Here is a 26,229-nt window from a genome sequence, read left to right as displayed (position 1 = left end):
TTTGTTATGCCAGTGACGATCACTTGATTTCAAAAGCTAGTTCCGCTAAAGTGAAAGGGACAGAACTAACGTAATGGAGGGCTTACAAGCGATGACACATATTCAATTTGACTACTCGAAAGCGTTACCTTTCTTTCAAGAACATGAGCTTACATATTTAAAAGATTTTGTGAAGGTGGCCCATCATAATATTCATGAACAAACGGGTGCAGGCAGTGACTATTTAGGCTGGGTGGACTTGCCGAAGCAATATGACCGCGAAGAATTTGCCCGCATTAAAAAAAGTGCAGATAAAATTAAGTCTGACTCTGACGTCCTGCTTGTTGTCGGAATCGGCGGGTCATATCTAGGTGCACGTGCGGCGATTGAGTTTTTGAACCATTCTTTCTATAACACTTTGCCAAAAGGCAAGCGCAAGACACCACAAATCATTTTTATTGGAAACAACATCAGTTCTTCTTATTTAACAGATGTGATGGATCTATTGGAAGATGCAGATTTCTCCATTAATGTGATTTCAAAATCTGGTACAACAACAGAGCCAGCCATTGCGTTCCGCATCTTTAAAAAGCTCCTCATTGAAAAATACGGTGCTGAAGAAGCGAAAAAACGTATTTATGCGACAACTGACAAGGCACGCGGTGCACTGAAAACATTAGCAACTGAAGAGGGCTATGAATCATTTATCATCCCTGATGATGTAGGTGGACGCTATTCTGTATTAACAGCAGTCGGTCTTTTACCAATCGCTGTGAGCGGAGCGGACATTGATCAGATGATGGAAGGTGCGGCAAAAGCAAGCGAAGACTTCGCTTCATCTGAGCTTTCTGAAAATGCGGCTTACCAATATGCTGTCGTCCGCAATGTCCTTTACAATAAAGGCAGAACGATTGAAATGCTGATTAACTATGAGCCAGGCCTGCAATATTTCGCAGAATGGTGGAAGCAATTATTTGGTGAAAGTGAAGGGAAAGATGAAAAAGGAATCTATCCTTCATCTGCTAACTTCTCAACAGATCTTCATTCACTTGGCCAATATGTTCAAGAAGGAAGAAGAGACTTGTTTGAAACAATCGTCAATGTAGACAAGCCTCGACATGAGCTTGTAATTGAAGCAGAAGAACAAGACCTTGATGGCTTGAACTATCTAGCAGGAAAAACGGTTGATTTCGTCAATAAAAAAGCATTTGAAGGAACAATGCTTGCCCATACAGATGGAAAAGTACCGAACCTTATCGTGACAATTCCTGAGATGGATGCTTATACATTCGGATACCTTGTGTACTTCTTTGAGAAAGCATGTGCGATGTCTGGATATTTACTAGGCGTCAACCCATTCGATCAGCCTGGAGTAGAAGCTTATAAAGTGAATATGTTTGCTTTACTAGGCAAACCGGGCTTCGAAGAGAAAAAAGCAGAGCTTGAAAGCCGTTTAAAACAATCATAAGACGAAAAAGCACACCTTTTCATAAAGGTGTGCCTTTTTTGTTTTCTTCAGGTTCCTGTGCAAGCTTTCCTATGTTCTGTACATAGAATAATAAATGGAGGAGGGTGAAAAATGAGGACGAATCATGTCTATATTCATGATATTTCTGGCCAGGCAATCGTGAACTTTGGCAATGTCGGACGCATTTGTTCTAAGAGTGCTACGAAGGAAACAGCAGGTTCCGGCAGCGATAACGAGACGAATCAATCAACCAATCAAAGCTTATTTGATGCCGCGTTTACAAACAATGTACAAATCGCGAGAGGAAATGTATGAATTCCTCTCTTTAACGAACCCTAATAAAAAAGGAGGGTTTCGTATGATTCATGTACCATCCAGACTGCCTGGTGAAAGCTTTTCACTTTACCATTTAGAAGAAACAATGAAGCCGCTCGGTTATGTCATTAATGGCAACTGGGATTATGATCACGGATATTTTGATTATAAAATTGATAACCGTGATGGCTATACCTTTCTCAGAGTTCCATTTACAGCCGAGAAAGGCCAGCTGGATCAGCCAGGGGTTGTGGTGAAAATGGGACATCCATTTCTCTTAAAGCATGTATATCAAGACAAGTTAGATGATCATGCGATGGTTGGAAATGTGGGCGCATCCTTTAACCAATTCCAAGAACCAAAAGAGAAAGATGGAGATGTATCAAAGGCTTATGCTGAGATTGGCTTTTCGCTCGTCAAGGAATTAGAAGACGCACTGCTTTAAAGGCTGATCAGTTCATCCTCTGGATGAAGCTCATAGCCAAAGGGAGGATTCATCATGGGTCCTTCTTTTTTTTGTACGCCAACGATGATCACATGATGTTCTAAAAAGTGATGGAGCGCTGTTAAGAAGGTTTCTCCAGCCAATGAAGCTGGTACAGGTATGATCGTGACGTTTTTATGCAAGGTCATTTGTCGTTTTTTTGTTAACGCTGTAAGCTGTTCCTTTATCAGAAAATGTTCAACCATTAAATGATTGACAGCATCAGAGGTATGAATGACTTGGTTGGCACCAGCACGTTCGGCATTTTTCACGTAACGATCTGTTAAGATTTCGATTAAACAATATAGCGAAGGGTTTAAGCCTTTTGCTGCAAGTAAGGTTAAAACACTCTGCATATCGGCTGTCACTTCATTTTCATGCTGATCTGCGGTAATCATCAGTGCATCTGCACCGGTAATATTGGCTTTACGGAGTGTGACGTCTTCGGTCCCATGTCCTTTAATAAAATGAACATTTTCCAAAAGAGGCCCCTCTTTCAAGGAGTCATCAATCAGCACAATCGGCATGGCTGGATCAATCGTTTGAAACGACTGAAGCAGTTTGTTCGTCTTCTCATTCCAGCCGACGATAATCAGGTGTCCTTTCCCTTTAAAGGCTACCTTGCCCTCAACATAATGGTGCTGCTTGCTGAACACGGCGGCGGCAAGTGTGGCGAAATAAGCGGTGACAAAGCTGGCTCCGATAAAAATGAGAGCCATACCCGCCACCTGCCCTGGCATGGTTTGCGGCACAAAATCACCGTAGCCAACCGTAGAGACTGTAATGAGCGCCCACCAGATCCCATCAAAGATCGTATGATACTGCTTCGGTTCAAGTAAAACGATCAATTGTCCAAAAAAAAGAAGCAAGAAACAGATGATGATGGCAATTCGAAGATAAAGCGGCCACCTTAGCCAAGCGATAAAGATACGGTTTGATTTCATCGGACTCTTCCTTTCAGGAGAATGCTAATGTCAGTATGCCCGATTGAGGAAAGATTTTTTCATCTTCGTCATGTATTGAAATAGAACCCATATCTTAAAATAAGGGAGAAGAAGGAGGGAATTCGAATGTCGTTCGTTCAAAAGACCGTACTTCTTTTTATTGGTGTGCACTTTTTATCATCAGCTGTCATCTTACTCGTGTTTGATTTAAATGCTGTGAATCATTTTATGAGTGATTTTTCATGGCTTCACTTTTTTCAAGACCTTTATGGTACAGTGACCTTTTATACAGCTTGCTTAGGTGTGTTCTTCTTTTTCATTGGTGCGGTCATTCCCCTGAAAAAGACCTAGTGCTTTTTGCTGTACATGGTACATAAAAGTCATTAAAATTGTAAATAAATATATAAAATAAAAAGGAAGCTGATGAGCATGCTGTTTTTTTATTTTTTAACATTTGCCGCATTGGGATTATCATTTTGGGCACAATTTAAAGTGAAGAATAATTTTGAAAAGTATTCAAAGGTGGAAGCATCCAGTATGAAAACAGGTGCTGAAACCGCTCGATATATTTTAGATCGCAACGGGTTATACGATGTGCCCGTTGAACCGGTAAGAGGAACTTTGACTGATCATTACGACCCGACGCAGCGTGTGGTTCGTTTATCTGAACCTGTGTACTACGGCCACTCCATTTCGGCCATTTCAGTCGCATCACACGAGGTTGGACATGCCTTGCAGCATCAGGAATCCTATGGTGCGCTTGTTTTGAGACATAAGATCTTTCCTGTCGTGAACTTTGCATCTGGTGTTGCTCCGCTTCTTTTCCTTGGTGGAATTTTGCTCAGCAGCCTTAACTTAATCGGGCTTGGGATCATTTTGTTCTCAGCAGCTGTATTCTTTCAGCTTGTGACATTGCCTGTCGAGTTTAATGCAAGTTCTCGTGCAAAAGATATCATTGTTTCAGAAGGAATCATTAGAAGCAGTGAAGAAAGAGGCGTGAACAAGGTGTTAAATGCTGCAGCTCTTACGTATGTAGCAGCAGCCCTTGTCTCCCTGTTTGAATTGCTCCGTTTTGTAATGATCTTCCTAAATGGCCGTAATGATTAATTGATGCCAGAGGAGGTGAGCCCTTACCAGTGTTAGGTAAGGGTTTTTTTGTATATTTTAAACGTATTTTTAGTCATATTACTCATTGCTGCGACAGCATTTTTTGTTGTCACTGAATTTGCGATTGTGAAAATTAGAGGATCTAAAATTAACCAGCTGATTGAAAGCGGTGATAAAAGGGCCATCCATGTTCAAAAGCTGATATCAAATCTAGACGAATATTTGTCCGCCTGCCAACTTGGAATTACCATCACAGCTTTAGGCTTAGGATGGCTGGGTGAGCCGACGGTAGAGCATTTTCTGCATCCGCTTTTTGAAAAAATCGGGCTTCATTCCGCATTAACTGACATCCTTTCGTTTATCATCGCATTTGTGATCATTACGTTTTTACATGTTGTTGTTGGAGAACTCGCGCCTAAAACAATTGCCATTCAAAAGGCAGAGGCCGTCAGCCTAGTGACAGCAAAACCACTCATCTTTTTCTATAAAGTCATGTACCCGTTTATTAAAGCATTAAATGGGGCTGCACGAAGCATCGTGAAATTATTTGGTTATCATTCTGTCAAAGAACATGAAGTGGCGATCAGTGAGGAAGAATTACGACTCATTTTATCTGAAAGCTATGAGAAGGGTGAGATTAACCAATCTGAGTACAAATATGTGAATAAAATCTTTGAATTTGATAACCGAGTGGCGAGAGAGATCATGATCCCGCGTACAGAAATTTCAGCTATAGAGATTGAACAGACCTTAGAAGATGTGACCCATTATATGCTGAACGAAAGGTACACACGCTACCCTGTTATTAAAGAGGACAAAGATCATGTGATTGGAGTTATTAATAGCAAAGATGTATTTAAAGCGAGCTTCCTAAATCAAGATGTATCTATTGAAGACTTAATGCGTCCGGTGATCCGGGTCATTGAAAGCACCCCTGTTCAGGAATTGCTCATTTTGATGCAAAAGGAACGAATCCATATGTCAGTGCTCGTAGACGAATACGGAGGTACAGCGGGACTTGTCACAGTAGAGGACATATTAGAGGAAATTGTCGGAGAGATTCGAGATGAATATGATCAGGATGAAACACCTCACATCGTGAAAAAAGGTGATTTCCATTATGTGATGGATGGGAAAGCATTGATTGATGAAGTAAATGATTTATTGGATTTAGCCATTGAGAATGATGATGTTGATACAATTGCAGGCTGGATGATGACGCATAAATTTGATTTTGACATTGGAGATACGATTGAAGCAGAAGGCTGTGAATTTACGATCATTGATGCTGAAGACCACCATATTCGAACCATTGAAGTCAAAAAGGTTCATTTCTCTTAAAAACCTCGTACTGCTTGACGAGGTTTTTTTGCTTGGTAAACTTTAGGTAAGAAGATTTGTTTCACATAAAAAGGGTATGAATTTATAGAAACGTCAAAAAGGGGCAGCTCATATGAAAAAAATCAATGTACAAACAGACAGACGCGATGACATGATCGACGTCACACACGAGGTTCTCCAATATGTCAGGGAAACAGGCATACAAAACGGAACTGTCATCGTCTATTGTCCACATACAACAGCAGGGATCACCATTAATGAAAATGCGGATCCAGATGTGAAACGGGATATGCTTCGCCGGCTTGATGAAGTCTTCCCGTGGGAACATCCAAAGGACCGCCATATGGAAGGGAATACGGCAGCGCATATGAAAGCGAGTTATATGGGGGCGTCTCAGCATGTTCTCATTCATGATGGAGATCTTGTACTTGGCACGTGGCAGGGAATCTATTTCTGTGAGTTTGACGGGCCGAGACATCGTCATTTTTATGTACAAGTATCGTCAAACGAGTAAGAGATGGGGGAAGTAAATGGGGGATATCAAAAAGTTACTGCAGATTGAACATGGAATCATCCAAGCGCCAATGGCAGGAGGAGCTGTGACACCGCAGCTGGCAGCCGCAGTTTCGGAATATGGAGGGCTTGGCAGCCTGGCAAGTGGATATGTGCAGCCTGACCATTTAAGACAGCAGATTAGACAGGTCAAACACCTGACATCTCGCCTGTTTCAGGTCAATGTGTTTGTACCAGAGCCAATTCCAGAAGTGAAAAAAGAGGATGTGGCATTTTGGGAAAAGAGACTGCCTGCACGCCCGTCAGCAGATAGGATGCCAAGCGAAGAAGAATTGTGGGATGATTTTGAACAAAAAATCAACATTCTTCTGGAAGAAGACGTTCCGATTGTTTCCTTTACATTTGCCTGTCCAAAAGAACAAACGATTCACCGCTTAAAACAAAAGGGAATCTTTTTAATCGGAACGGCCACAACAAAAGAGGAAGCACTGCTTTTAGAGGAAAAAGGAATGGATGCTATTGTTCTGCAAGGAAGTGAAGCAGGGGGGCATCGCGGCACATTTTTACGGGCAAAAGGAGACGCACTGCTGGGACTGATCAGTCTGATCTCTGATGTCAAACCGCTCTGCCGCGTGCCATTGATTGCTGCCGGAGGTATCACGGACCGAGCAGGTGTGAAAGCAGTGCTGGCGCTTGGAGCAGATGCGGTTCAAATCGGCACAAGGTTTTTAGCCAGCCAGGAAAGTGCTGCGGCAGAGGTATACAAGAAGGCCATTTTACAGGCAGAAGGCAGTGAAACAAGGGTGACAAGGCTTTTTTCTGGGAAAAGAGCGAGAGGCATTGTGAATCAGTGGATGGAGGATGAAAGCCTGCATGAAGATAGGGTTCTTCCTTATCCGGTTCAGCATGTATGGACAACACCGATGCGAAAAGCAGCTGCTGCCGGCGGTAACCCTGAACAAATGGCTTTGTGGGCAGGACAGGGCGTTGGGCGTATTCGCTCGATTTTAACCGTTGAAGACATCATGCACGAACTGACGCAGATATAAAATCATGACGGGTGGTGTGACAGGATGGACATCTTAAAACATTCCTACCGAAAAAAAGGTCAGATTGAATTCTGGTTTGATGATTTTCCTCATTCTCCTGCCGTCCTTACGCCCATTCGTCACTACTATTTTGTTCGATACGTGAAGTGGAGCAGGCACGATCCACCGGTCACAAGAAAAGATTTAGAAGAAATGGAGATCCTTGCGAACACGTTGCTTGGCACACTCCAAAATTATCGTAAGCGCAAGGCATACAAAAGCCCCTTGTCATAACCAATAGACAAGAGGCTTTTTTTAGCTGCCAAACATTTGCCTGAGATAAATCACATCCATCCGGGTAGTCTGCGGTAATAAATAAGCGGATTGAACTGCACCTGGCCGTCTTCTCTTATTCAGTTTGTCGATAATTTCTGCTGCTGTTAAAATTCCAAGCCCATGACCGTAATATTGATCTTCTCCTAAGTAAATCACATTTTCCCCGCGCCATTGCGACTGCTGATAGCTAAACTCTGGATTTTCGAAATATAAACAATCCCCATAGATAAAATCATTTCCGCGCTCTGTATAAATTGACAAAGTATCATAGTGCCAGTCATACAGTGTTAAACTGCGAAGTCTTCGGTTAAACTTCTCCTCTCCTACTGTTTGCAAGACCCCCATATAAAACACAATGACAATCGCGGTTGCGCATTCAAATGCATATTTTGAACCATTTTCAAAAATGTCTTTAATGCCTCTAGATGGCTCCACTTGATAGCGCAGCTCTAGTGCTCCTGCTTCCGATACACGCCAAAACGCATCATTTGCACGCGATCTTTGAAAGATGGCAAATGAGGCACCGCTTTTATTCAAATTTCTTGCAGCATTCATAATGTTCGATCTTAAAGTGACCTCAAATAACAAATCAGATGCTTGCCTATAGCGGAACGTACCATTCGAGGCCTGTAACTGCATCAAAATGATCCGCTTTTGTCCTTCTAGCTGAAACGATGCCAGCTGCTCATTAGTCACTGGCTGTCCTGAAAGGATAATCATATGAAAAGCGCCCCCTTTAGTATTAGCGTATGCAGGGTGCTTGGGCAAGGAATCAATTTGTGAAAATAAACAAAAAGTCATCCTTTTTATTTGAAAAACATGAAAATAATATCAAGCCGTCCGATATATAAAATAACGTTTAAAAGGAGGAAAAACATGAAAAGTGTCATAAAATGGTTGAAAAAACCATCGATTTCTAAAAGATTGATTATTTCATTCACACTTGTTCTCGTCTTGCCCATTATTACACTCAGTACGATTTCATATCAGATTGCCAAAGAAGAACTAGATCATGAAATCATGTACGGAGCAAATGCAAGAGTCAATGAACTGAATGACATGATCGAGCAAAAGCTTTCGAATAAGGAAAAAGCGGTGAAACTCTTTGCTGAAACATCTACTGCTGCAGACTTTAAAAAGAAAAACCAGGACGAACTGTATGAGCATTTTGAGATATACAGCAAAATCAATGAAGATGATGTAGTAGGTTTTTATGCAGCAAGTAAAAATCGTGATTTCATTCAGTTTCCTAAAGTAGACATACCAAAAGGCTATGATCCAACAACACGTGATTGGTATCAACTAGCGATGCAGGATGAAAAAGGTGAGCCTGTTGTCTCCAATCCATACATTTCTGCCACAACAAACGGAAAGGGCTCTTCCAAAACAAACGGCATGGTTGTCACGATTGCTCAGCGACTGAAGGATGGGTCGGGAGTCATCGGAATCGATATTGATGTGCAAGACATTGTAAATAAAATAAAAGATATTAAAATTGGACGAGAAGGATATCCAATTATTGCAAATAAAAACAAACAAATTGTAGCCCATCCAGAAGAAAAATCAGGATCTAAGGTCACAGAAAATATTTCATCTATCCTTTACAGCGGCAAAGAAGGAACATCAACTTATGAGAATAAAGGAGAACAAAAACGCCTCGTTTTTGTAACAAATGATTTAACAGGTTGGAAAATTGCTGGAACGATGTTTGTCTCAGAAACAGAAGAAGCAGCACAGCCAGTTTGGAATTCTGCCATTATTCTTTTAATTTCTTCATTTATCCTTGGTGGTGTCGCTATCTTCTTCATCGTTCGCTCGATCACAATTGGACTGAGAAGGCTTGTTGATTTCTCAGAAAAAGTGAGTGAAGGGGATTTAACAGAAACCCTCGAAACGAAATCGAAGGATGAAATAGGAGATCTCACAAGAAGTTTCAGCAAGATGAGTGAATCTCTTCGTGACGTCATTCGTGCTGTACAGCAATCTGTCGACAATGTGGCTTCGGCTTCAGAGGAGCTGACGGCAAGTGCCAGTCAAACGAGTCAAGCAACAGAGCATATCACGATGTCGATTGAACAATTTTCAAATGGAAATGAAGCACAAAACGAGAAAGTCGAATCTAGTACGAATCAGCTTGTGGCAATGAACGAAGGATTACAAGATATGTCACAAACCTCATCTGAAGTAGCTGCTGTCTCACTTCAATCAACAGAGGCGGCTGGTCAAGGCGGGCGAATTGTTGAAAGCACAGCGAGCCAAATGAAACATATTGATACATCCGTACAAGAAGCAGAACAGGTCATGAAAGAATTAGAATACAAGTCTAAAGATATTACGAGTATTTTAAATGTCATTAACGGCATTGCGGATCAAACAAACTTACTTGCGCTTAATGCAGCAATCGAAGCAGCAAGAGCAGGTGAATCAGGACGCGGCTTCTCCGTCGTTGCCGAAGAAGTGCGAAAACTAGCTGTCCAATCCGCAGATTCAGCGAAAGAAATTGAGAAGCTTATCCAAGAAATTGTGTTAGAAATTGCTAAATCTCAAGATATGTTCAAAGCAGTCAATCGAGAAGTAAACGCAGGGCTCGGTATGACAGAAGAAGCTAAAGAAAGCTTCCAGCACATTTATGAGGCGGCAGAAGGAATGTCGAAAAAACTGTCACAATTAAACGATACAGCCATTGACCTATCGAGCGGTTCAAAGCTTGTTTCACAAGCGATGCAGGAGATGCGCCAAGTCTCAAGAGAAAGCGCAGCAAACATTCAGGACATTGCGGCTTCAGCAGAAGAGCAGCTAGCATCTATGGAAGAAATCACGTCTTCTTCTGTAACACTTGCCAACATGGCAGAGGAGCTAAAAGAGCTCACAAGTCAATTTAAAATTAATTAAATAATGATGAAAAAATATCCAGAATTGTCTGGGTATTTTTTTTATTTTTAAACGTCATTTCCAGTCTCTAAAAATACACCTTTCATCCGATATTAACTTTAGAGAAGTAAAGGGGGAAAGTTAAAATGGGAAAAATGATCCAATGGTTCAAAAAACCATCCATTTCAAAAAAATTAATCATTGCCTTCTTGGTAGTTCTTATCCTGCCAACCGTGGCACTGACAATTAGTGCGTTTTTTACATCAAAGACAGAGCTAGACAAACAGATTATGGGCAGTGCGATGAGTCAGGTCAATGCATTTGATACCTTAATCAATGAGAATATTGGAAACAAATCAGATGCTGTGACACTGTTCTCAGATTCACTCAAAGCGTCTAATCTTCAAGAAAAAAATAGAAATGCAACCATTAAAGAATTACAGCAATTTGGAAAAATTAATGAAAAAGATGTTTCTGCGATCTATGCAGGCTCTGAAAAGGGATTGTTTATGCAATACCCAGTCCAAAAGATGCCGGATGGCTACGATCCAAGAGAACGTCCTTGGTATCAAGAGGCATTGAAAGCAGAAAACGGCAAACAAGTCATCACAAAACCATATGTAGCAGCATCCACAGGCAAAATGGTGATCACAATTGCCCAAAAAACGAAAGATGGTTCAGGTGTCATTGGTCTTGATATGGAAATTGACAGCCTGCTCCAAAAACTAAAAGAAATCAAAATTGGGCAAAAAGGCTATGCTTTCATGATGGAGAAAGATCAAACGGTTTTAGCAGATCCAACCCAAAAGTCAGGAAGTCAGGTCAATGAAAATCTGGCCAGTATTATTTATAAAAACAAAGAAGGAAGCGGCAGCTATACCCTCAAAGGAACAGATAAAAAGGTTGCATATGTCACCAATGAATTAACCGGCTGGAAAATTGGTGGAACGATGCTCGTATCTGAAGTAGAAGAAGCGGCAAAGCCCGTTTTCAATACTGCCATTATCGTATTCAGTGTCACACTCATTGTAGCAGGAACCCTTATTTTCTTTATCGTCCGCTCTATTTCAAAAAGATTATCCAATCTTGCCCGTTTCTCGAAAAAAGTCAGCGATGGTGATTTGCGCGATAAGCTTCAGATCCAGTCAGATGACGAAATTGGACAAGTTGGTAAAGGCTTTAATACGATGATTGATTCATTGAGATCCCTCATTGGAGCCGTTCAAACTTCAGTCGAAAATGTCGCATCTTCATCAGAAGAACTGACTGCCAGTGCAGGACAGACAAGTAAAGCAACTGAGCATATTACACTAGCCATTGAACAATTCTCCAGCGGAAATGAAAGCCAAAATGATAAAGTCGAATTGAGCTCAGTCGAGTTAGAGGAAATGAACCGTGGTCTTCAAAATATGAATGAATCAGCTGAGTCTATTACGGCTTCATCGATCAAATCAACAGATATCGCAGGAGAAGGCGGACAGCTTGTTGAAAAAACGGCCTCTCAAATGAATGTTATTGATCAGTCCGTGAAAAAAGCAGAGAACGTCATCAGGGCGCTTGAAAATAAATCTAAAAACATTACCCAAATTCTCGGTGTCATCAATGGAATTGCCGATCAAACGAATTTACTTGCACTAAATGCAGCAATTGAGGCAGCAAGAGCTGGTGAATCTGGCAGAGGATTCTCCGTTGTAGCAGAAGAAGTAAGAAAACTTGCGGTTCAATCTGCTAACTCGGCAAAAGAAATTGAGAATTTGATCAATGAAATCGTGCAAGACATCGACGTATCCCAGGAAGTATTCACTGCGGTGAATCGAGAAGTTCAATCAGGCCTAAGCTTCACTGAACAAACGAAAGTAAGCTTCCACAATATTTTCGACATGACAAAAGAAATTTCTAACCAGCTTCAAACAATGAATCAAACCGTTGTCCAGCTTTCAAAAGGCTCTGCACATGTGTCAGAGGCTGTTCGTGAGATCGCAGACGTATCACGTGAAAGCTCAGCAAATATTCAAGACATTGCTGCTTCAGCAGAAGAACAACTGGCATCAATGGAAGAAATCAGCTCATCCTCTGCCACACTCTCTTCGATGGCAGAAGAATTACGCGATTTAATTAGCAAGTTTAAAGTTGAATAGACATGAAGAAAAGAGCCTCCAACTAGAGGCTCTTTTTATTTATTGAATAAAAAGAAATAGGTAATTGTACTTATTTTTTGGTTTTTTTGAACATTATTCCTTGAAAAATAATTCATATTACCTAAGAATAGAAGAGAAAGACCACAAATCATAAATCAAAAGGAGTAGAGTTATGAAAAAAATCAACTTTTTTAAGCACTTTACGATGTCGAAGAAATTAATTACTGCATTTTTAGCGATTCTCCTAGTGCCAATTCTCGTATTGGCCGCATTTTCTTATGAAGTGGCATCAAAGTCTCTCAATGATGAGATTATGTCTAGCGCTGCAAATGGTGTTCAACAATTAAATGAACTCATTAATAAAGATATACAGCCTAAAATTGACATTGTTTCATACTTATCCAAATCGGTCAAAAAGAGTGAATTGGCTGCTAAAAACAAAGATTTACTCAAAGTGAAATTAGAGCAATTATCGGAAACAGATGACGATGTAGTAGAAGTATTTGTTGCAGATCAAATTGGTAAACTAACTGAATATTCCGAGATACACAAAGATAATGCAAAGAGCGCAAAAAATGAACCATGGTTTCAGCAATCGATGGGAGATAAGAAACTCATTATTTCAGATCCTTTTACAAGTAAGTCATCTGATGACCTGCTCATCACAATATCAGAACAATTAGCAGATGGATCTGGTGTGATCGGGGTAAATGTACGATTAAATACGGTTATAAAAGATACAAACAGCATCAAAATTGGCCAAGAAGGCTATGCGTTTATCGCCACCTCAGATCAGCGTTATGTTGCCCATAAAACCGATAAGGCTGGGACAAAGCTGACTGGTGACTTTATCTCGAAATTGTATGATAAAAAACAAGGCAGCTTTGAATATGAATACAATGGCCAGCCGAAGCAAATGTTTTTTGACACAAATGAAGCAACAGGCTGGAAGCTTGCTGGAACGATGTATGTGAATGAAGTAAAAAAAGCCGCTCAGCCAGTGCTCGACTTAACAATGATCATCCTTGCGGCTGCGATTGTCATTGGCGGAATCGCGGTTTATTTTATTATTAAATCGATTCGAAAGCCACTGATAGAGCTCTCTGAATCGGCTGAGAAAATCAGTCAAGGTGATTTGACCCAGCATATTGAAGTTCGTACGCACGATGAAATAGGTAAACTTGCGCAAAGCTTTAACGACATGTCAGCAAAGCTGAAACAAGTCATTCAAGCTGTTCAAAATTCGATTGAAAATGTGGCTGCTTCGTCTGAAGAATTAACGGCAAGTGCAGGACAGACAGCTCAAGCGACCGAGCATATCACATCCTCTATTGAACAGTTCTCAAACAGCACTGAACATCAAAATGATATGATCGAAAAAAGCTCAGTTCAGTTAAACGAAATGGATCGCAGCCTATCGCATATGGTCGACACGACCTCTCATATGATGGAATCGTCGATCGAATCGAGCAAAACCGCTCAGGCTGGAGGAGAACTCGTTCAAAAAACAGCAGGTCAAATGCAAACCATTGAGCAGGCAGTAAAAGAAGCAGAGCTTGTCATTGCAGGTTTAGAGCAGAAATCAAAGGATATTACAAATATTCTGGGGGTCATCAACGGTATTGCGGATCAAACGAATCTCCTTGCTTTAAATGCTGCGATCGAAGCTGCACGAGCAGGTGAAGCTGGCAGAGGCTTCTCTGTTGTCGCAGAAGAAGTCCGCAAGCTGGCAGAGCAATCAGGAAGCTCTTCAAAAGAAATTGAAAGCCTGACGAACGAAATTGTGGAGGAAATAGAAAAATCGCAGAAAATGTTTAAACAAGTAGCAGGTGAAGTACAGTCTGGATTAAACATTACAGATGAAACAAAAGTGAGTTTTGAGAAAATCACTGATAAAACATCAGAAATGACAGAACAAATGAAACAAATGAACGGATCAGCCAAAGAGCTATCGCATGGCTCAAATGATATTTCTCATGCGGTGAATCAAATCAAAGAGCTCTCAAGAGAAAGCTCAGCAGGCTTCCAAGATATCGCAGCTTCAGCAGAAGAGCAGCTTGCATCTATGGAAGAGATCAGTTCTTCCTCTGCCACTTTATCTCAGATGGCAGAAGAACTAAGAGAGCTCATTAAACAATTTAAAATGTAAGAGAGTAGCGAAACACCTGACGCCAAAACGTCAGGTGTTTTTCCATTCAATGCATATAAATTGGGTAATTTGGACTTATTTAGACTTTAATAAGTTAAAAAAGTAAAGAACCTAGTAGTACTTCCGATATATATACTATCTTACTAAAAGGAGTTTTCTTTTTTATGAAATTCATACAGTATTTCAGAAAGCCATCTATATCAAAAAAGCTCGTATTCTCTTTCTTATTTATTCTTTTATGCCCAATCATCGTATTGGCATTCTCTTCATATCATACGGCAAGCACCTCCTTAAATGATCAAATTATGCAAAGCGCAAAGGAAAATGTAGAGCAGCTAGATAAAAATATTACGAAGGTTGTAAAAGTGAAAACAGACGCAGCCGATTTCTTTAGCAAATGGATCACGGAGAAAAAGCTCAAGCAAAAAGGCACGACCGATATTCAAGGACGCTTTGAGCAGTTCATGAGTATGAATGATGACACAGAAGGTATTTTTGTCGCTTCAAGTGACGGCAAAGTGTTTTCAAGATATCCTAATCAAAAAATGCCTGCCGATTATGTCGCAACTGAGCGGGATTGGTATAAAGACGGCTGGGCGAAAAACGGCGAGCTGTCTATTTCAGCTCCATATGCAACGGCATCAACCGGTACGCTGGTGGTCACAATCTCTAAAAAACTAGAGGATGGATCAGGCGTCATCGCGATGAACCTAGACATTGCGAATCTAGTAAAAGAGTCCAATAGCATTAACATTGGGAAACAAGGCTATGCCTTTATTGGAAGTCCGGACCGCACATATGTGGCACATCCAAAGAAAAAAGCAGGAACGAAATTATCTGGTGAATGGTTAGAAAAAATGTACTCACAAGATAACGGATCTATGAGTTATATGTTTGAAGGGAAAGAAAAGCAAATGGAGTTCACCACAAACAAGGCGACTGGCTGGAAGATTGTCGGGACGATGTTTGTCAGTGAAGTAGAAGAAGCTGCACAGCCAGTTTTTAATATGGCCGCCATCATTTTAGCCGGCGCGCTTATCATTGGCGGGATTCTGATCTTCTTTATCATCCGTTCCATTACAAAACCACTTTCCACTCTTGTCTCTTCTTCGAAGAAGATCAGTCAGGGAGATTTGACAGAAAAAATTGATGTCCACTCAAAAGATGAAATTGGACAGCTTGGCACAAGCTTTAATGAAATGAGTGAGTCTCTAAGAGATGTCATTCAAGCTGTACAAACATCTGTTGAGAATGTCGCTTCATCATCTGAAGAACTGACGGCAAGTGCAGGTCAAACAACAAAAGCAACCGAACATATTACATCGTCTATTGAAACATTCTCAAACGGCAATGAAAATCAAAGCGAAATGGTGGAGCAAAGCGCAGTTCATTTAAAACAAATGAATGAAGGACTGAACGAAGTTGCCGAAACGTCTGATGTCATCACAGCGTCATCTGTTCAATCAAAAACAGTCGCGGAAACAGGCGGTCAGCTTGTGGAGCAAACTGTCGGCCAAATGAAGACGATTGACCATTCAGTGAAAGAAGCTGAAGGCGTGATCAACGGACTCGAGCATAAATCAAAAGATATCACAAACATCCTAGGCGTGATTAACGGCATAGCGGATCAAACGAATTTACTTGCACTAAATGCCGCTATTGAAGCAGCACGCGCAGGCGAGTCAGGCAGAGGCTTCTCCGTTGTTGCGGAAGAAGTGCGTAAACTAGCGGTTCAATCATCAGATTCAGCAAAAGAGATTGAAAAGCTTGTGAATGAAATCGTCTCTGAAATTGAAACATCTCAAAATATGTTCAAAGCAGTGAATGAAGAAGTAAAGAACGGTCTTACTATTACAGATCAAACGAAAGAAAGCTTCTCACAAATAAATGAGCAAACAGCGGAAATCGCAGCAAGAATGAACGAAATGAATACAACGGTGCGCGAGCTGTCGAAAGGATCTGAGCAAATTTCTAAAGCAGTGAATGAAATTGCAGATGTATCGAGAGAGAGTTCAGCAAGCATCCAAGATATCGCAGCTTCAGCAGAAGAACAGCTTGCTTCAATGGAAGAGATTAGTTCTTCATCCACGACTCTTTCCCAAATGGCGGAAGAATTACGCGATTTAATTAAAAAATTCAAGATCAGCGAATAAGGTCAAGTGGTTCTCCTCGAGGGGAACCGCTTTTCTTTTTAAGAGGACATCTCGTACAATAGAGGAAATCGAAAGAAGAGGAGAGATAGAATGCGTTTATCAGATAAGAAGGTCATTGCGTTTGTCAGTGATGATTTTGAAGATTTAGAGCTGTGGTATCCAGTTCTGCGTTTAAGAGAAGAAGGGGCGACTGTCCATCTTGTAGGTGAAAAAGCAAATCATGAGTACATCGGGAAGTATGGTGTGCCGGCGGTATCTGATGCAGATTTTTATTCCATTCAAGCTGATGATTATGATGCTGTGCTTGTCCCTGGCGGATGGGCGCCTGATAAACTGCGCCGTTATCCAGAAGTATTAGACATCGTCCGTACATTTGATGCGAAGGCAAAACCAATCGGGCAGATTTGCCATGCCGGCTGGGTGCTGATTTCAGCAGGAATCCTGAAAGGCAGACAAGTGACAAGTACACCTGGTATTAAAGATGATATGACAAATGCCGGTGCGGATTGGTTTGATGAGGCGGTCGTCACAGATGGCCACCTCATCTCCAGCAGACGTCCGCCGGACCTTCCGCCGTATGTAAAAGCATTTGCGGATGTGTTAGCGGCAAAATAAGCGACTGACACGAAACGTAAAAAACAAAGGGCGAACCAAAAAATAATTCGCCCTTTGTTCATCATTTTATGCCCTACACATTTTGTCTGTCGGCAGGATACATCACGCCCATTTGTCTTCTTGCTTCGTCCATGACGGACATGGTTTGAACAGATAACGCAAATGTATTGACCGGAGACTGCCCCATTCCCTGCTGAATACACTCAATAAAATGATTGATTTCATAAGACATAGCTGGCTGATCATCTTTGAGCGAGATGTCAGTTTGATGTCCATCACGGTCATGTATCGTGATTCGTGAAGGCCGGTGGAATTGATCAATCACCATCGTGGCATCCTCGCCTTGAATTTCAGCGGATAAATGAGACGTTGAAATTTTAGAATGAAAAAGAAGTGCTTGATGCCCGTCATACTGTAAAAGGACTGAACCATTTCCATCCACACCAGAAGAAAGCTTATAGCCTCTCGCGGTGATTTGATTCGGCAGACCAAATAAGGATATGACTGGGTAAACGAGGTATACCCCGATATCCATTAACGAACCATTGGATAACTCCGGTTTAAAGGCATTTGGAAGCTCGCCGTTTCGATAGGCATCGTATCTTGAGGAATATTTACAGTAATGCGCGACCACTTGCCTGATAGGTCCAAGCTGATCAAGGTGCTGTTTGATTTGCAGAAAGTTTGGCAGAAATGTCGTTTTCATCGCTTCCATCAAACACACTTGATGTTTTTTTGCTGCGGCAATCATTTCTTCCACTTCTTTTCGATGAGAGGCGAATGGTTTTTCGCATAAAACATGCTTTTGATGCTCCATCATCAACATGGCTTGCTCTTTATGAAGGGCATTTGGACTCGCAATATACACGGCATCGAACGTATCACTTTCCGCCATTTGTTGTAAGTTCGTAAAAACCGTCTCAATCCCGTATTTTTCGGCAAAGGCCTGTCCTTTTTCAGCGGATCGTGAATAGACGGCTGTACATGTAAAGTCAGCGATTCCTTCACCAGCTTGTAAGAACCGATCTGTAATCCAGTTCGTTCCGATGACAGCAAATCGAATCATGTGATTCCCTCCTTCTGCTTTCCTCTGATTATACATGCTTTGAAAGCGTTTGTATGAAAGAATATTCTTTTTATTGAAAAGCGGATGAAACCTTTATATAGGCTGATGCGTCTTACATAAAGGATATAAATGTACGAAAAGTGGGTAGTTTCTTCCTTCTTCGGGTAATACTCAGGATAGAAGGGAGAGGAGGAAACATGAAGCGCGTCCTGCATATAGGAAGTACATACACCTTTGCGCTTTTATTCATAGTTGCTGGTATTTTTCATGTAATAGAGCCGGGCGGCTTTGCTCGCATGATGCCAGGCTGGCCATTTCCATATGTAATGGTCTATGTGACTGCATGTCTTGAATGGCTGCTGGCCGTGCTGCTGCTTTTGCCGAATTCTAGGATTTCAGCGGCAAAATTCATTGCTGTCTATCTTGTACTCATTTTCCCGGCAAACTTATTTGCTGCACGTGAGGGAATACCATTTCCAGGTCAAGAAAATACAGAACAAGCTTTGCTATGGATAAGACTTATTGGACAGCCGATTCTCATTATATGGGCGATGTCTATTGCAAAATGGGAAAAAAGCTGAAACAATGATCACCATATCATGATCAAGTAGTGTACAATTTACTCATAAAATAGCCCGTGTTTGGAGGAACGATATGAATTCTATGCAAATGTGGAGCAGTCGATTTAGAAAATTTTTTCTTGATAACAAGTTTGTTCTCTTTTTACTCGTCCTGCTATTAATCGGATTGAATATCCTTGTTTTCATGAAAACATCATTTATTTTCACACCGCTCATTGTACTCGTCAAAACCATTGCCTTACCGATTATTTTAACGGGGGTCGTGTATTATTTATTAAATCCAATTGTCAACTTGTTAGAGAAAGCAAGAATCAAGCGGATCTATTCCATTTTGCTTTTATATCTTGTCATTATTGGGATTATTACAGTGACCATCGTGTCTATTATTCCTTTTTTACAAGCTCAAACCATGAGTCTATTTCATAATCTTCCGAAATACGTCGATACAGTAGAAGAACAAATTAGACAATTAACGGGAAGTAACTTTATTAATCAAGTGCAAAAAACGATGAACTTTAATGTGTCTGAATTGGTAAGTAAAGCATCTAGTCAAGCGACGAAGATTTTGGAAAGCACCTTTACCGGTGTAGGAACATTCTTAGGGGCGCTCACAGAAGTTATCATCTCGATCGTGACGGTGCCGTTCATTCTGTTTTATCTATTAAAAGACGGCAAAAAGCTGCCTGACTATTTCTTGAAATTCATTCCAAATAAAATGAGAGAACATACACATATCGTGCTTCACGAAATGAACCACCGGCTGAGCTCGTATATTCGCGGACAGATTATTGTCAGCTTCTGTATCGGTGTTCTTCTGTTAATCGGTTATATGATCATTGGACTTGACTATGCGCTGCTGCTTGCTATCATTGCGGCATGTACAAGCGTAGTACCTTACCTTGGTCCAACAATTGCGATTACACCAGCGATTGTGATTGCACTTGTGACGTCACCAGTGATGCTTTTAAAACTTATTATTGTCTGGACAGTGGTTCAGCTCATTGAAGGTAAATTTATTTCGCCTCAGGTGATGGGGAAAAACCTTCATATTCACCCAATTACGATTATTTTTGTTCTATTAACAGCTGGTAAATTGTTCAGCGTCATCGGCATCATTGTCGCTATTCCGACGTATGCCGTTCTGAAGGTTATCACAACCCACCTGTTTGATTGGTTTAAAATGCGGTCCAATTTGTATAAAGAAGAAAAGGTTTGATGTCATAATCTTTTTTTGAAAAAAATATAGTATCATAAAGACGAGCTTTCGATAAAGGAAGCTTGTCTTTATGTGGACATAGATGTTTGGCGTGTTCAAAAGATCAGAATTGAAAGGAAAGAAAATCATGAATCTATGGGATTTATTCGTGGCACTGGTTTTAGGAATTGTCGAAGGATTAACAGAGTACGCACCTGTTTCATCTACAGGTCACATGATCATTGTCGATGATCTTTGGCTAAAATCAAAGGAAATTATTACGCCAGAAGCGGCTAATACATTTAAAGTCGTGATTCAGTTAGGCTCTATTTTAGCTGTCATGATCGTGTTTAAAGATCGTATTTTAAACTTATTGGGCTTAAAGAAAAATATCACCGAAGAACAAAAGCGCAGCGGGCATAAGCTGACCATCGCCCAAATTGCTGTTGGACTTGTTCCAGCCGTCATTTTAGGATTCTTATTTGAAGATTATATTGATAAATACTTATTTGACGTCAGAACGGTCGCTGTCGGTTTGATTTTAGGGGCAGTGCTGATGCTTGTCGCTGACTGGATCAATAAACGGAAAACAGAAACAAGCTCTGTCGATAACATGACGTACAGACAGGCGCTTTATATTGGACTGTTTCAATGTTTGGCATTATGGCCAGGCTTCTCGCGCTCAGGTTCGACGATCGCAGGCGGGGTTATTCTTGGTTTGAATCACCGTGCTGCGGCAGACTTTACATTTATCATGGCGATGCCAATTATGGCGGGAGCAAGCTTGTTAACCCTTGTGAAAAATGCTGAATATTTAACAACAGACATGCTGCCATTCTTTATCGTCGGCTTTGTGAGTGCGTTTGTTGTGGCTCTCTTTGTTGTTCGATTCTTCCTAAAACTGATCAATAAAATCAAACTGGTGCCTTTTGCGATATACCGAATTATCCTAGGTGTGATTTTATTTATCCTGTTCATGTAATATGTAAACTACTCTTTATAAAAGAGTAGTTTTTTTGTTATTTCGCCTAATTAAACACTAAAAACACCCTCTTAATTGGTAGAATAAGAATTTTTTTCATAAATTAGTGTTTAAGAGACAGAGAAAGGGGTAGTACATAAACATACCAATTAAAGGAGGAGTTAGAAAATATGAGAAAAACAAGTAAAATGTTTGTTGGTTCTGTCATCGCCACGTCAATGATTGCTGCCCCTCTATCTCTTACGACTTTTGGTCAAACGGCTGAAGCTGCTACAACAACAGGTGTTGATGGAAGTGTCTCAATTGATCCAGTAGCCATTGCCGATAAAATTGAACAAGCAGTAAAATCATCTCAAAATCGTGATGGATTCGTAAAAAACGCGGCATACAGTGCGTTCTATGAAGCAGGTCAAAACTACAACGTAGTTGTCCAAAATTTAAGCCAAGATCACGACTTTAGCGGTCTGAACAATGTTGTCTACTATGATAGTGTTGAATATGACGGTATTACGTTTGGTATTTGGGTATTTGAAGATGGTACGTTTGTCAACAATGGTGACGGTGGATATATTAACTGGACGTTTGTTGGCAGCTTTGACCGAGAAGATGGAAGCGGAACTGTCGATTTTCATAAAAGATTCTAATCTTAGAAGTCTGCCGGTGAATCGGCAGACTTTTTTATAACGCACATTCTTCTATTTCAAACCCTAAATCTTCAATGATGTGATGATCCGTTTGAACTTGCTGGCCTTTTGTTGTTAAATAATCACCAACGAAAATCGAATTTGCCGCATAAAGTGCGAGTGGCTGGAGTGTCCGTAAATTAAACTCTCTGCCTCCGGATACCCGAATTTCCTTTGTTGGATTGACAAATCTCATCATTGCCAGCACTTTCAATGCTTTGATCGGATGTGTCCGTTCTTGATGCTCAAGCGGTGTTCCTTCAATGGCATGAAGAAAGTTGACTGGAATTGAATCCGCATCAAGTGCTCTAAGCGCAAAAGCCATTTCAACGATTTGCTGATTGGTTTCACCCATTCCAATAATGACCCCTGAGCAAGGTGACATGCCAGACTGTTTGACCTGCTCAATGGTCGACACGCGGTCATCGTATGTATGAGTTGTCGTAATGTGATCATGATGATCGTGATGTGTATTGATATTGTGATTATACCGATGAACACCCGCTTCCTTCAGCCGCTTCGCTTTGTCTTCATTTAATAACCCAAGACAGGCACACACCTTCAAAGGCATCGTTTCAGTGATTTCCTTTACTGCTGCTGTAACTTCATCTAATTCCCTATGAGAAGGCGCTCTCCCGCTTGCCACAATACAATAAGTCCCGGCTTTTCTTTTGAGAGCCTCACGCGCCCCTGCCACAATGGTTTTTTGATCAAGCATTGTATATCTTTCAACCGGTGCTTTTGAAATCATCGACTGTGAACAATATCCACAGTTCTCAGGGCAATATCCACTTTTTGCGTTGAAAATCATATTTAATTTCACCTTTTTTTGAAAAAAATGAAATCGTACTTGATAGGCTGCATGCATAATAGGTAACAATTCACTATCGTCAGCTTCAAGAATGTCTAAAGCCTCTTGCACCGTAATCGGTTCATTTTTCATGGCCTTCTCCGCTATCGCTTCCCAAGATAAAGACAGTTGCTCTTTCATCATTAATGCCTCCCTTATTATGTTAACTTATTTTTATTAAAAGTTAACATAATGGAGAGGTGTTGGCAATCACGAATCAAATGAAACCAACTTTAAACATCAAAAGGCGATGACTCCATGTCATCGCCTTCAGATATGTAAAGCTAGATTGCTTATCGAACCGTAATATAGTTAATGACAAGCTCGCCTTGTGAATTATAATAAGAAACGGTTACTGAACCGCGTTGTACGGCACGAATCCAAGTGAAGTTTGGAGCCGTTTGATCTAATTGAATCGCATACGTTGCACCCGACACAGAAATTTGGCTTGCTGGAAGAGAGACGGCGATTGAAGAACCTACAGAAAGCGTACGGTTCACTGTAATTACTTTATTCATAATAGGAGCTTTTGCTATGACTGGTTCTTTTGGCTGTGCAGCTGCATGAGCACCTTCAGTTTGGGAGAACGTAAGAGCACCTAAAGCAGCTAAAGACAATGTACAGACTTTCATGAATTTTATCATCGGTAACACTCCTTTTTTTGGTATATACATATATTAATATTAATAGAATTATATGTCAATTGAAATGTGTGAAAAAAGAGTAATTATGGTGAAAATTGTCACATATTATGTCGGGAAAGACATATATTTAAAAAAACACATGATTTTTTATTCATATGCTCTTTCTTTTTTAAGGGAAAAAAGAGGTATAAAAAAAGCTGGGTTCATCCCAGCAACGTAAAGCAGATGAAAGAGTGATTACTGGTCGTCTCGCTGTTTTGGCTGACGGCCTTTTTGCTTCTCTTTCTCTCTAATGTAGTTAATAAAATCGATGGTTTGTCTTCGTGCTTCTTCGGAAAAATCTGAGGCGGCTTTAAACGCAATTTGCAAATCAGGATCGTCTGCAAGATCGTCATCGTGTCTGCCTTTGTCCTTACCTGTGAGAAGATAATCGGTTGAGACCCCATATAACTCAGCAATTTTCACAATCATTTCACCGTCGGGCTTTCTCAAGCCATATTCCCAGTTTGCATAAGTGGACATCGCCTTTAATCCGAGTTTTTTAGCAACTGTTGACTTGCTCCATCCATGCTTCTCTCTTAATTCAGTTAAAATCTTCCCAGTCAAATTATCCATCAGAAACACCTTTTTTCATGTTATGAGTAAATTTTATCATGAATTACACGGAAAAGATAAATAAATACACAAAAAGAATAAAAATATGGTTGACTTACTCGTTTTGTGTATATTATCATAATGAATATAACTTACACATATTGAGTAAGAGGTGGAAAGATGAAACTTGAAAATTTACGAGAAGAGCGCATATTGCAAGGAAAAACACAAACCTATATGGCGAAAAAATTAGGTTATAAGTACACAAGCGGCTATGCGAATATAGAGATGGGCAGAACGAAGCCAAGCTTAGAAATAGCAAAGCATATTGCAGATCTGCTAAATACCGGTGTTCAAGAGCTTTTTTTTGGTCAGAAGTTACACAATAAGAGTAATTATCTAGAAGAAGATCAGTTCTTAGAAAAGGAGAGACGAGCAGAATGAATATTGAACATCCAATGGTGACACAGATGAGTAACTTTGGTTATCCAAAAAGCTACTGGTCATATGACATGAAACGATATGGATACCAAACAGAAATTGATGACAGTTTGGAGGGATCTGAAGAAGATGAGACATCAGCTGATGTTTGATGCTAGAAAAGAAGCGCAGCTTTGTTTAGACCAAGCTGGCGGCTGGATCGCCTTTTTTCAACAGAAACCGATGTTTGTTTTTGCCACAGCAGAAGAGAAAGAGACATATATGACCCTCCTGAAAGCTAAGTCGATGACAATAAAGGAGGAATCAGGGCGACGTGAAACGATGGAAGCAAATCATGACATTTTTGAAATGCTTGCTCAAAGCGAGTAAAAACGAACAAGACATCCGCCAGTGGGCAGAGGATGACGGGAGATCATAACATGGTCATCCATTTAATCATTGAACATGAACATTTGTTAACAAAAGAGACATTGATGAAAAGAATACGATCAGCTGCAAAAGTACAATGCCCGCAAAAATTAGAAGGCGCACTATCACTTGAAATTCGTTTATTTGATCACATGCCGCTTAACATTGCTGACTGCCAAAAAAAGCGTACATACGCAGAAAAAGGGTTGATACGCCCGATACACGTCAGCATCTTACAGCCAAGTCTACAGCATATTCAAGAAGCACTTCATTCTATAGCTGATCAAGTCCCTCTGCAGATTGTCGATTTAAGAGTTTCCCAGTTTTATAGTATGTGTGAAAGAGTTGAAATCATTATCAATACGGTAGGTAGTGGCACGAGGCCATCACCAAAAAAGGAGACAAGCATATGAACGAGCCAAAACAACTATTTATTCAAGATAACCAAACATTTGTCGGTGAGATGGAAAAAGGAAAAATTCAAGTCATCGTGTTAGATGGAAATGTAGGAACGGCTTATCAAATGGATGTACCTGAACATGGAAAAACCATTATTCAAACGGCAAAAGGTCATTTTGCAAGAGTAGATCACGAGATTGGTTTTAAAATCAGCTAACTGACTAAACACATCAAATCATAATACGTCCAAGACGGAAAGCCTGCGGACACTGATCAAGACCCTGTTAAAAGGGGACCTGATTGGTGTCCGTTTTTTATTTTCTTAAAAAAGGGAGAGAGCGAATATGCAAGATTTACTCATTGAATATAAAAGAGCCTTAAAGAATGCTAGAAAACAATATGAACCATTTAAAGAAAAAGAAGAACATCAGCTGTCCGTTCAAGACAAGCATGATAAAAAAATGATCGCCAGTATGGTGAGCGATCTAGAATACGTAGTAGAATGGCTACAAATCGGAAGAGAGCCAGGTGCGCGCAGAGGGTTAGACAGACGTTCAGTCTATCAGCGAACCATTCTTGCAAATCCAGAAGTGTTAGAGGCTTTATCACATGAATATACCCTTATTCAAGAGAAAGAAAGAGAAGTCAGTGAGAGAGACAAAAAACGAATTGATGAAGCTTTGTCTGTTTTAACAGATCGAGAAAAGGATGTATTCTTTATGCACACAACACAAGGATTATCGTTTAGCGAGATTGCGGTCATGCTGGATGTCAAAAAAGGAACTGTGCAAAAACATATGGAAAGAGCGCGGACGAAGATGTCCAAAAAAGTACAAGAACGCCTATTCAGAGCTGCTGAATAGGCGTTTTTTCTATCCAAAATAAATCAGCTAAAGCTTGTCTTACAGTTGCCACCTATAGTTAGAAAGACCAAACGAATGTTTG

Annotated in this window: 30 protein-coding genes and 2 pseudogenes; 26 read left to right on the top strand and 6 right to left on the bottom strand. The window is 40.5% G+C overall.

Going from position 1 to position 26,229, the window contains the following annotated elements; all coding sequences use genetic code 11:
- The first annotated feature begins 91 nt into the window (after positions 1 to 91).
- The 3 genes from ACN6NB_RS14475 (at position 92) to ACN6NB_RS14465 (ending at position 2,207) form a co-directional block, all read left to right on the top strand.
- Positions 92 to 1,447: a glucose-6-phosphate isomerase gene (locus ACN6NB_RS14475; RefSeq protein ID WP_024423293.1), complete on the top strand. Its 1,356-nt coding sequence runs from the start codon at positions 92 to 94 to the stop codon at positions 1,445 to 1,447.
- 111 nt (positions 1,448 to 1,558) lie between these two features.
- Positions 1,559 to 1,762 (top strand): spore germination protein, encoded by a 204-nt coding sequence (locus ACN6NB_RS14470; RefSeq protein ID WP_231730856.1) that lies wholly within the window; start codon positions 1,559 to 1,561, stop codon positions 1,760 to 1,762.
- 43 nt (positions 1,763 to 1,805) lie between these two features.
- Positions 1,806 to 2,207: a YugN-like family protein gene (locus ACN6NB_RS14465; protein WP_024423291.1), complete on the top strand. Its 402-nt coding sequence runs from the start codon at positions 1,806 to 1,808 to the stop codon at positions 2,205 to 2,207.
- Here the strand turns inward: ACN6NB_RS14465 and ACN6NB_RS14460 are convergent.
- Positions 2,204 to 3,190 carry a potassium channel family protein gene (locus tag ACN6NB_RS14460; protein ID WP_039181066.1) on the bottom strand — a complete coding sequence of 329 codons (987 nt, stop codon included), beginning with the start codon at positions 3,188 to 3,190 and terminating at the stop codon, positions 2,204 to 2,206. The two genes, ACN6NB_RS14465 and ACN6NB_RS14460, sit on opposite strands and share 4 nt — an antisense overlap.
- A gap of 126 nt (positions 3,191 to 3,316) precedes the next feature.
- Here ACN6NB_RS14460 and ACN6NB_RS14455 point away from each other — a divergent pair, with 126 nt between their 5' ends.
- The 6 genes from ACN6NB_RS14455 to ACN6NB_RS14430 all read left to right on the top strand — a co-directional run bounded on the left by ACN6NB_RS14455 (position 3,317) and on the right by ACN6NB_RS14430 (position 7,473).
- Complete coding sequence (locus ACN6NB_RS14455) at positions 3,317 to 3,541, top strand: YuzI family membrane protein (protein WP_059375867.1); 225 nt, start codon at positions 3,317 to 3,319, stop codon at positions 3,539 to 3,541.
- 81 nt (positions 3,542 to 3,622) lie between these two features.
- The gene (locus ACN6NB_RS14450; protein WP_024423288.1) at positions 3,623 to 4,297 is read left to right on the top strand and encodes a zinc metallopeptidase; all 675 of its coding nucleotides are present in this window, start codon (positions 3,623 to 3,625) and stop codon (positions 4,295 to 4,297) included.
- Between the two features lie 48 nt (positions 4,298 to 4,345).
- Positions 4,346 to 5,638 carry a hemolysin family protein gene (locus ACN6NB_RS14445; RefSeq protein WP_024423287.1) on the top strand — a complete coding sequence of 431 codons (1,293 nt, stop codon included), beginning with the start codon at positions 4,346 to 4,348 and terminating at the stop codon, positions 5,636 to 5,638.
- Between the two features lie 112 nt (positions 5,639 to 5,750).
- Positions 5,751 to 6,152 (top strand): secondary thiamine-phosphate synthase enzyme YjbQ, encoded by a 402-nt coding sequence (locus ACN6NB_RS14440; RefSeq protein ID WP_039181060.1) that lies wholly within the window; start codon positions 5,751 to 5,753, stop codon positions 6,150 to 6,152.
- A 16-nt stretch (positions 6,153 to 6,168) separates the two neighbouring features.
- Entirely contained in the window at positions 6,169 to 7,200 is a 1,032-nt protein-coding gene (locus ACN6NB_RS14435) for a nitronate monooxygenase (RefSeq protein ID WP_474253403.1), read from the top strand.
- Between the two features lie 24 nt (positions 7,201 to 7,224).
- Positions 7,225 to 7,473, top strand: coding sequence for a hypothetical protein (locus tag ACN6NB_RS14430; RefSeq protein ID WP_039181054.1), 249 nt, complete (start codon positions 7,225 to 7,227; stop codon positions 7,471 to 7,473).
- A gap of 21 nt (positions 7,474 to 7,494) precedes the next feature.
- Here ACN6NB_RS14430 and ACN6NB_RS14425 read toward each other — a convergent pair whose 3' ends face one another.
- Positions 7,495 to 8,235 carry a protein-glutamine gamma-glutamyltransferase gene (locus ACN6NB_RS14425; protein ID WP_474253402.1) on the bottom strand — a complete coding sequence of 247 codons (741 nt, stop codon included), beginning with the start codon at positions 8,233 to 8,235 and terminating at the stop codon, positions 7,495 to 7,497.
- Positions 8,236 to 8,334: 99 nt separating this feature from the next.
- On the opposite strand from ACN6NB_RS14425, the pseudogene ACN6NB_RS14420 reads away from it, so the two are divergent.
- The 7 genes and pseudogenes from ACN6NB_RS14420 to ACN6NB_RS14390 form a co-directional block, all read left to right on the top strand.
- Positions 8,335 to 9,465: pseudogene (locus tag ACN6NB_RS14420) on the top strand (cache domain-containing protein); the annotation flags it as partial.
- Positions 9,457 to 10,407 carry a methyl-accepting chemotaxis protein gene (locus tag ACN6NB_RS14415; protein WP_369880190.1) on the top strand — a complete coding sequence of 317 codons (951 nt, stop codon included), beginning with the start codon at positions 9,457 to 9,459 and terminating at the stop codon, positions 10,405 to 10,407. The pseudogene ACN6NB_RS14420 and the gene ACN6NB_RS14415, both read left to right, overlap by 9 nt.
- A gap of 125 nt (positions 10,408 to 10,532) precedes the next feature.
- Positions 10,533 to 12,524, top strand: a complete 1,992-nt coding sequence (locus ACN6NB_RS14410; RefSeq protein WP_039181045.1) for a methyl-accepting chemotaxis protein — start codon at positions 10,533 to 10,535, stop codon at positions 12,522 to 12,524.
- Between the two features lie 172 nt (positions 12,525 to 12,696).
- Positions 12,697 to 13,734 (top strand): annotated as a pseudogene (locus ACN6NB_RS14405) (HAMP domain-containing protein); the annotation flags it as partial.
- The gene (locus ACN6NB_RS14400) at positions 13,726 to 14,673 is read left to right on the top strand and encodes a methyl-accepting chemotaxis protein (RefSeq protein ID WP_369880186.1); all 948 of its coding nucleotides are present in this window, start codon (positions 13,726 to 13,728) and stop codon (positions 14,671 to 14,673) included. The pseudogene ACN6NB_RS14405 and the gene ACN6NB_RS14400, both read left to right, overlap by 9 nt.
- Positions 14,674 to 14,837: 164 nt before the next feature.
- A complete protein-coding gene (gene tlpB, locus ACN6NB_RS14395; protein WP_058838059.1) occupies positions 14,838 to 16,826 on the top strand; it encodes a methyl-accepting chemotaxis protein TlpB in 1,989 nt (662 codons plus the stop codon).
- Between the two features lie 90 nt (positions 16,827 to 16,916).
- Positions 16,917 to 17,441, top strand: coding sequence for a type 1 glutamine amidotransferase domain-containing protein (locus ACN6NB_RS14390; protein ID WP_024423278.1), 525 nt, complete (start codon positions 16,917 to 16,919; stop codon positions 17,439 to 17,441).
- A 73-nt stretch (positions 17,442 to 17,514) separates the two neighbouring features.
- On the opposite strand, the gene ACN6NB_RS14385 is transcribed toward ACN6NB_RS14390, so the two are convergent.
- Complete coding sequence (locus tag ACN6NB_RS14385; RefSeq protein ID WP_144490195.1) at positions 17,515 to 18,507, bottom strand: Gfo/Idh/MocA family protein; 993 nt, start codon at positions 18,505 to 18,507, stop codon at positions 17,515 to 17,517.
- Between the two features lie 197 nt (positions 18,508 to 18,704).
- Between ACN6NB_RS14385 and ACN6NB_RS14380 the strand changes: the two genes are divergently transcribed.
- From ACN6NB_RS14380 to ACN6NB_RS14365, 4 genes are all read left to right on the top strand, one after another.
- Positions 18,705 to 19,088 (top strand): DoxX family protein, encoded by a 384-nt coding sequence (locus ACN6NB_RS14380; RefSeq protein ID WP_474253401.1) that lies wholly within the window; start codon positions 18,705 to 18,707, stop codon positions 19,086 to 19,088.
- A 73-nt stretch (positions 19,089 to 19,161) separates the two neighbouring features.
- On the top strand, positions 19,162 to 20,304 hold the full coding sequence (locus tag ACN6NB_RS14375; protein ID WP_039181030.1) for an AI-2E family transporter: 1,143 nt from the start codon (positions 19,162 to 19,164) through the stop codon (positions 20,302 to 20,304).
- Between the two features lie 127 nt (positions 20,305 to 20,431).
- Positions 20,432 to 21,265: an undecaprenyl-diphosphate phosphatase gene (locus ACN6NB_RS14370; protein WP_039183288.1), complete on the top strand. Its 834-nt coding sequence runs from the start codon at positions 20,432 to 20,434 to the stop codon at positions 21,263 to 21,265.
- A 170-nt stretch (positions 21,266 to 21,435) separates the two neighbouring features.
- On the top strand, positions 21,436 to 21,909 hold the full coding sequence (locus ACN6NB_RS14365; RefSeq protein ID WP_024423274.1) for a hypothetical protein: 474 nt from the start codon (positions 21,436 to 21,438) through the stop codon (positions 21,907 to 21,909).
- 34 nt (positions 21,910 to 21,943) lie between these two features.
- Here ACN6NB_RS14365 and bioB read toward each other — a convergent pair whose 3' ends face one another.
- From bioB to ACN6NB_RS14350, 3 genes are all read right to left on the bottom strand, one after another.
- Positions 21,944 to 22,939, bottom strand: a complete 996-nt coding sequence (gene bioB / locus ACN6NB_RS14360; protein ID WP_144490197.1) for a biotin synthase BioB — start codon at positions 22,937 to 22,939, stop codon at positions 21,944 to 21,946.
- Positions 22,940 to 23,091: 152 nt separating this feature from the next.
- The gene (locus ACN6NB_RS14355; RefSeq protein WP_474253400.1) at positions 23,092 to 23,442 is read right to left on the bottom strand and encodes a hypothetical protein; all 351 of its coding nucleotides are present in this window, start codon (positions 23,440 to 23,442) and stop codon (positions 23,092 to 23,094) included.
- 237 nt (positions 23,443 to 23,679) lie between these two features.
- Complete coding sequence (locus ACN6NB_RS14350) at positions 23,680 to 24,057, bottom strand: helix-turn-helix domain-containing protein (RefSeq protein WP_059375849.1); 378 nt, start codon at positions 24,055 to 24,057, stop codon at positions 23,680 to 23,682.
- Between the two features lie 159 nt (positions 24,058 to 24,216).
- Between ACN6NB_RS14350 and ACN6NB_RS14345 the strand changes: the two genes are divergently transcribed.
- The 6 genes from ACN6NB_RS14345 to ACN6NB_RS14320 all read left to right on the top strand — a co-directional run bounded on the left by ACN6NB_RS14345 (position 24,217) and on the right by ACN6NB_RS14320 (position 26,147).
- Entirely contained in the window at positions 24,217 to 24,480 is a 264-nt protein-coding gene (locus tag ACN6NB_RS14345; protein WP_059375848.1) for a helix-turn-helix transcriptional regulator, read from the top strand.
- A complete protein-coding gene (locus tag ACN6NB_RS14340; RefSeq protein ID WP_180272436.1) occupies positions 24,477 to 24,629 on the top strand; it encodes a hypothetical protein in 153 nt (50 codons plus the stop codon). Before ACN6NB_RS14345 ends, ACN6NB_RS14340 begins: the two co-directional genes overlap by 4 nt.
- Entirely contained in the window at positions 24,607 to 24,846 is a 240-nt protein-coding gene (locus ACN6NB_RS14335) for a hypothetical protein (protein WP_099663602.1), read from the top strand. Before ACN6NB_RS14340 ends, ACN6NB_RS14335 begins: the two co-directional genes overlap by 23 nt.
- Positions 24,847 to 24,896: 50 nt before the next feature.
- Positions 24,897 to 25,298 (top strand): RusA family crossover junction endodeoxyribonuclease, encoded by a 402-nt coding sequence (locus ACN6NB_RS14330; protein WP_059375845.1) that lies wholly within the window; start codon positions 24,897 to 24,899, stop codon positions 25,296 to 25,298.
- 50 nt (positions 25,299 to 25,348) lie between these two features.
- On the top strand, positions 25,349 to 25,501 hold the full coding sequence (locus tag ACN6NB_RS14325) for an XtrA/YqaO family protein (protein ID WP_371412189.1): 153 nt from the start codon (positions 25,349 to 25,351) through the stop codon (positions 25,499 to 25,501).
- A 127-nt stretch (positions 25,502 to 25,628) separates the two neighbouring features.
- Entirely contained in the window at positions 25,629 to 26,147 is a 519-nt protein-coding gene (locus ACN6NB_RS14320; protein ID WP_039181011.1) for a sigma-70 family RNA polymerase sigma factor, read from the top strand.
- Positions 26,148 to 26,229 lie beyond the last annotated feature (82 nt).

It is taken from the genome of Bacillus sp. 11B20 (assembly GCF_056098985.1).
The sequence above is the reverse complement of the archived record's forward strand: the minus strand, read 5'-3'. Positions and strand labels throughout refer to the sequence as shown.

Coding starts and splice junctions, on each gene's coding strand:
- ACN6NB_RS14475 (WP_024423293.1), top strand. CDS start 92: ATGACACATATTCAATTTGACTACTCGAAAGCGTTACCTTTCTTTCAA.
- ACN6NB_RS14470 (WP_231730856.1), top strand. CDS start 1,559: ATGAGGACGAATCATGTCTATATTCATGATATTTCTGGCCAGGCAATC.
- ACN6NB_RS14465 (WP_024423291.1), top strand. CDS start 1,806: ATGATTCATGTACCATCCAGACTGCCTGGTGAAAGCTTTTCACTTTAC.
- ACN6NB_RS14460 (WP_039181066.1), bottom strand. CDS start 3,190: ATGAAATCAAACCGTATCTTTATCGCTTGGCTAAGGTGGCCGCTTTAT.
- ACN6NB_RS14455 (WP_059375867.1), top strand. CDS start 3,317: ATGTCGTTCGTTCAAAAGACCGTACTTCTTTTTATTGGTGTGCACTTT.
- ACN6NB_RS14440 (WP_039181060.1), top strand. CDS start 5,751: ATGAAAAAAATCAATGTACAAACAGACAGACGCGATGACATGATCGAC.
- ACN6NB_RS14435 (WP_474253403.1), top strand. CDS start 6,169: ATGGGGGATATCAAAAAGTTACTGCAGATTGAACATGGAATCATCCAA.
- ACN6NB_RS14430 (WP_039181054.1), top strand. CDS start 7,225: ATGGACATCTTAAAACATTCCTACCGAAAAAAAGGTCAGATTGAATTC.
- ACN6NB_RS14425 (WP_474253402.1), bottom strand. CDS start 8,235: ATGATTATCCTTTCAGGACAGCCAGTGACTAATGAGCAGCTGGCATCG.
- ACN6NB_RS14415 (WP_369880190.1), top strand. CDS start 9,457: ATGAGTGAATCTCTTCGTGACGTCATTCGTGCTGTACAGCAATCTGTC.
- ACN6NB_RS14410 (WP_039181045.1), top strand. CDS start 10,533: ATGGGAAAAATGATCCAATGGTTCAAAAAACCATCCATTTCAAAAAAA.
- ACN6NB_RS14400 (WP_369880186.1), top strand. CDS start 13,726: ATGTCAGCAAAGCTGAAACAAGTCATTCAAGCTGTTCAAAATTCGATT.
- tlpB (WP_058838059.1), top strand. CDS start 14,838: ATGAAATTCATACAGTATTTCAGAAAGCCATCTATATCAAAAAAGCTC.
- ACN6NB_RS14390 (WP_024423278.1), top strand. CDS start 16,917: ATGCGTTTATCAGATAAGAAGGTCATTGCGTTTGTCAGTGATGATTTT.
- ACN6NB_RS14385 (WP_144490195.1), bottom strand. CDS start 18,507: ATGATTCGATTTGCTGTCATCGGAACGAACTGGATTACAGATCGGTTC.
- ACN6NB_RS14380 (WP_474253401.1), top strand. CDS start 18,705: ATGAAGCGCGTCCTGCATATAGGAAGTACATACACCTTTGCGCTTTTA.
- ACN6NB_RS14375 (WP_039181030.1), top strand. CDS start 19,162: ATGAATTCTATGCAAATGTGGAGCAGTCGATTTAGAAAATTTTTTCTT.
- ACN6NB_RS14370 (WP_039183288.1), top strand. CDS start 20,432: ATGAATCTATGGGATTTATTCGTGGCACTGGTTTTAGGAATTGTCGAA.
- ACN6NB_RS14365 (WP_024423274.1), top strand. CDS start 21,436: ATGAGAAAAACAAGTAAAATGTTTGTTGGTTCTGTCATCGCCACGTCA.
- bioB (WP_144490197.1), bottom strand. CDS start 22,939: ATGAAAGAGCAACTGTCTTTATCTTGGGAAGCGATAGCGGAGAAGGCC.
- ACN6NB_RS14355 (WP_474253400.1), bottom strand. CDS start 23,442: ATGATAAAATTCATGAAAGTCTGTACATTGTCTTTAGCTGCTTTAGGT.
- ACN6NB_RS14350 (WP_059375849.1), bottom strand. CDS start 24,057: ATGGATAATTTGACTGGGAAGATTTTAACTGAATTAAGAGAGAAGCAT.
- ACN6NB_RS14345 (WP_059375848.1), top strand. CDS start 24,217: ATGAAACTTGAAAATTTACGAGAAGAGCGCATATTGCAAGGAAAAACA.
- ACN6NB_RS14340 (WP_180272436.1), top strand. CDS start 24,477: ATGAATATTGAACATCCAATGGTGACACAGATGAGTAACTTTGGTTAT.
- ACN6NB_RS14335 (WP_099663602.1), top strand. CDS start 24,607: ATGAGACATCAGCTGATGTTTGATGCTAGAAAAGAAGCGCAGCTTTGT.
- ACN6NB_RS14330 (WP_059375845.1), top strand. CDS start 24,897: ATGGTCATCCATTTAATCATTGAACATGAACATTTGTTAACAAAAGAG.
- ACN6NB_RS14325 (WP_371412189.1), top strand. CDS start 25,349: ATGGAAAAAGGAAAAATTCAAGTCATCGTGTTAGATGGAAATGTAGGA.
- ACN6NB_RS14320 (WP_039181011.1), top strand. CDS start 25,629: ATGCAAGATTTACTCATTGAATATAAAAGAGCCTTAAAGAATGCTAGA.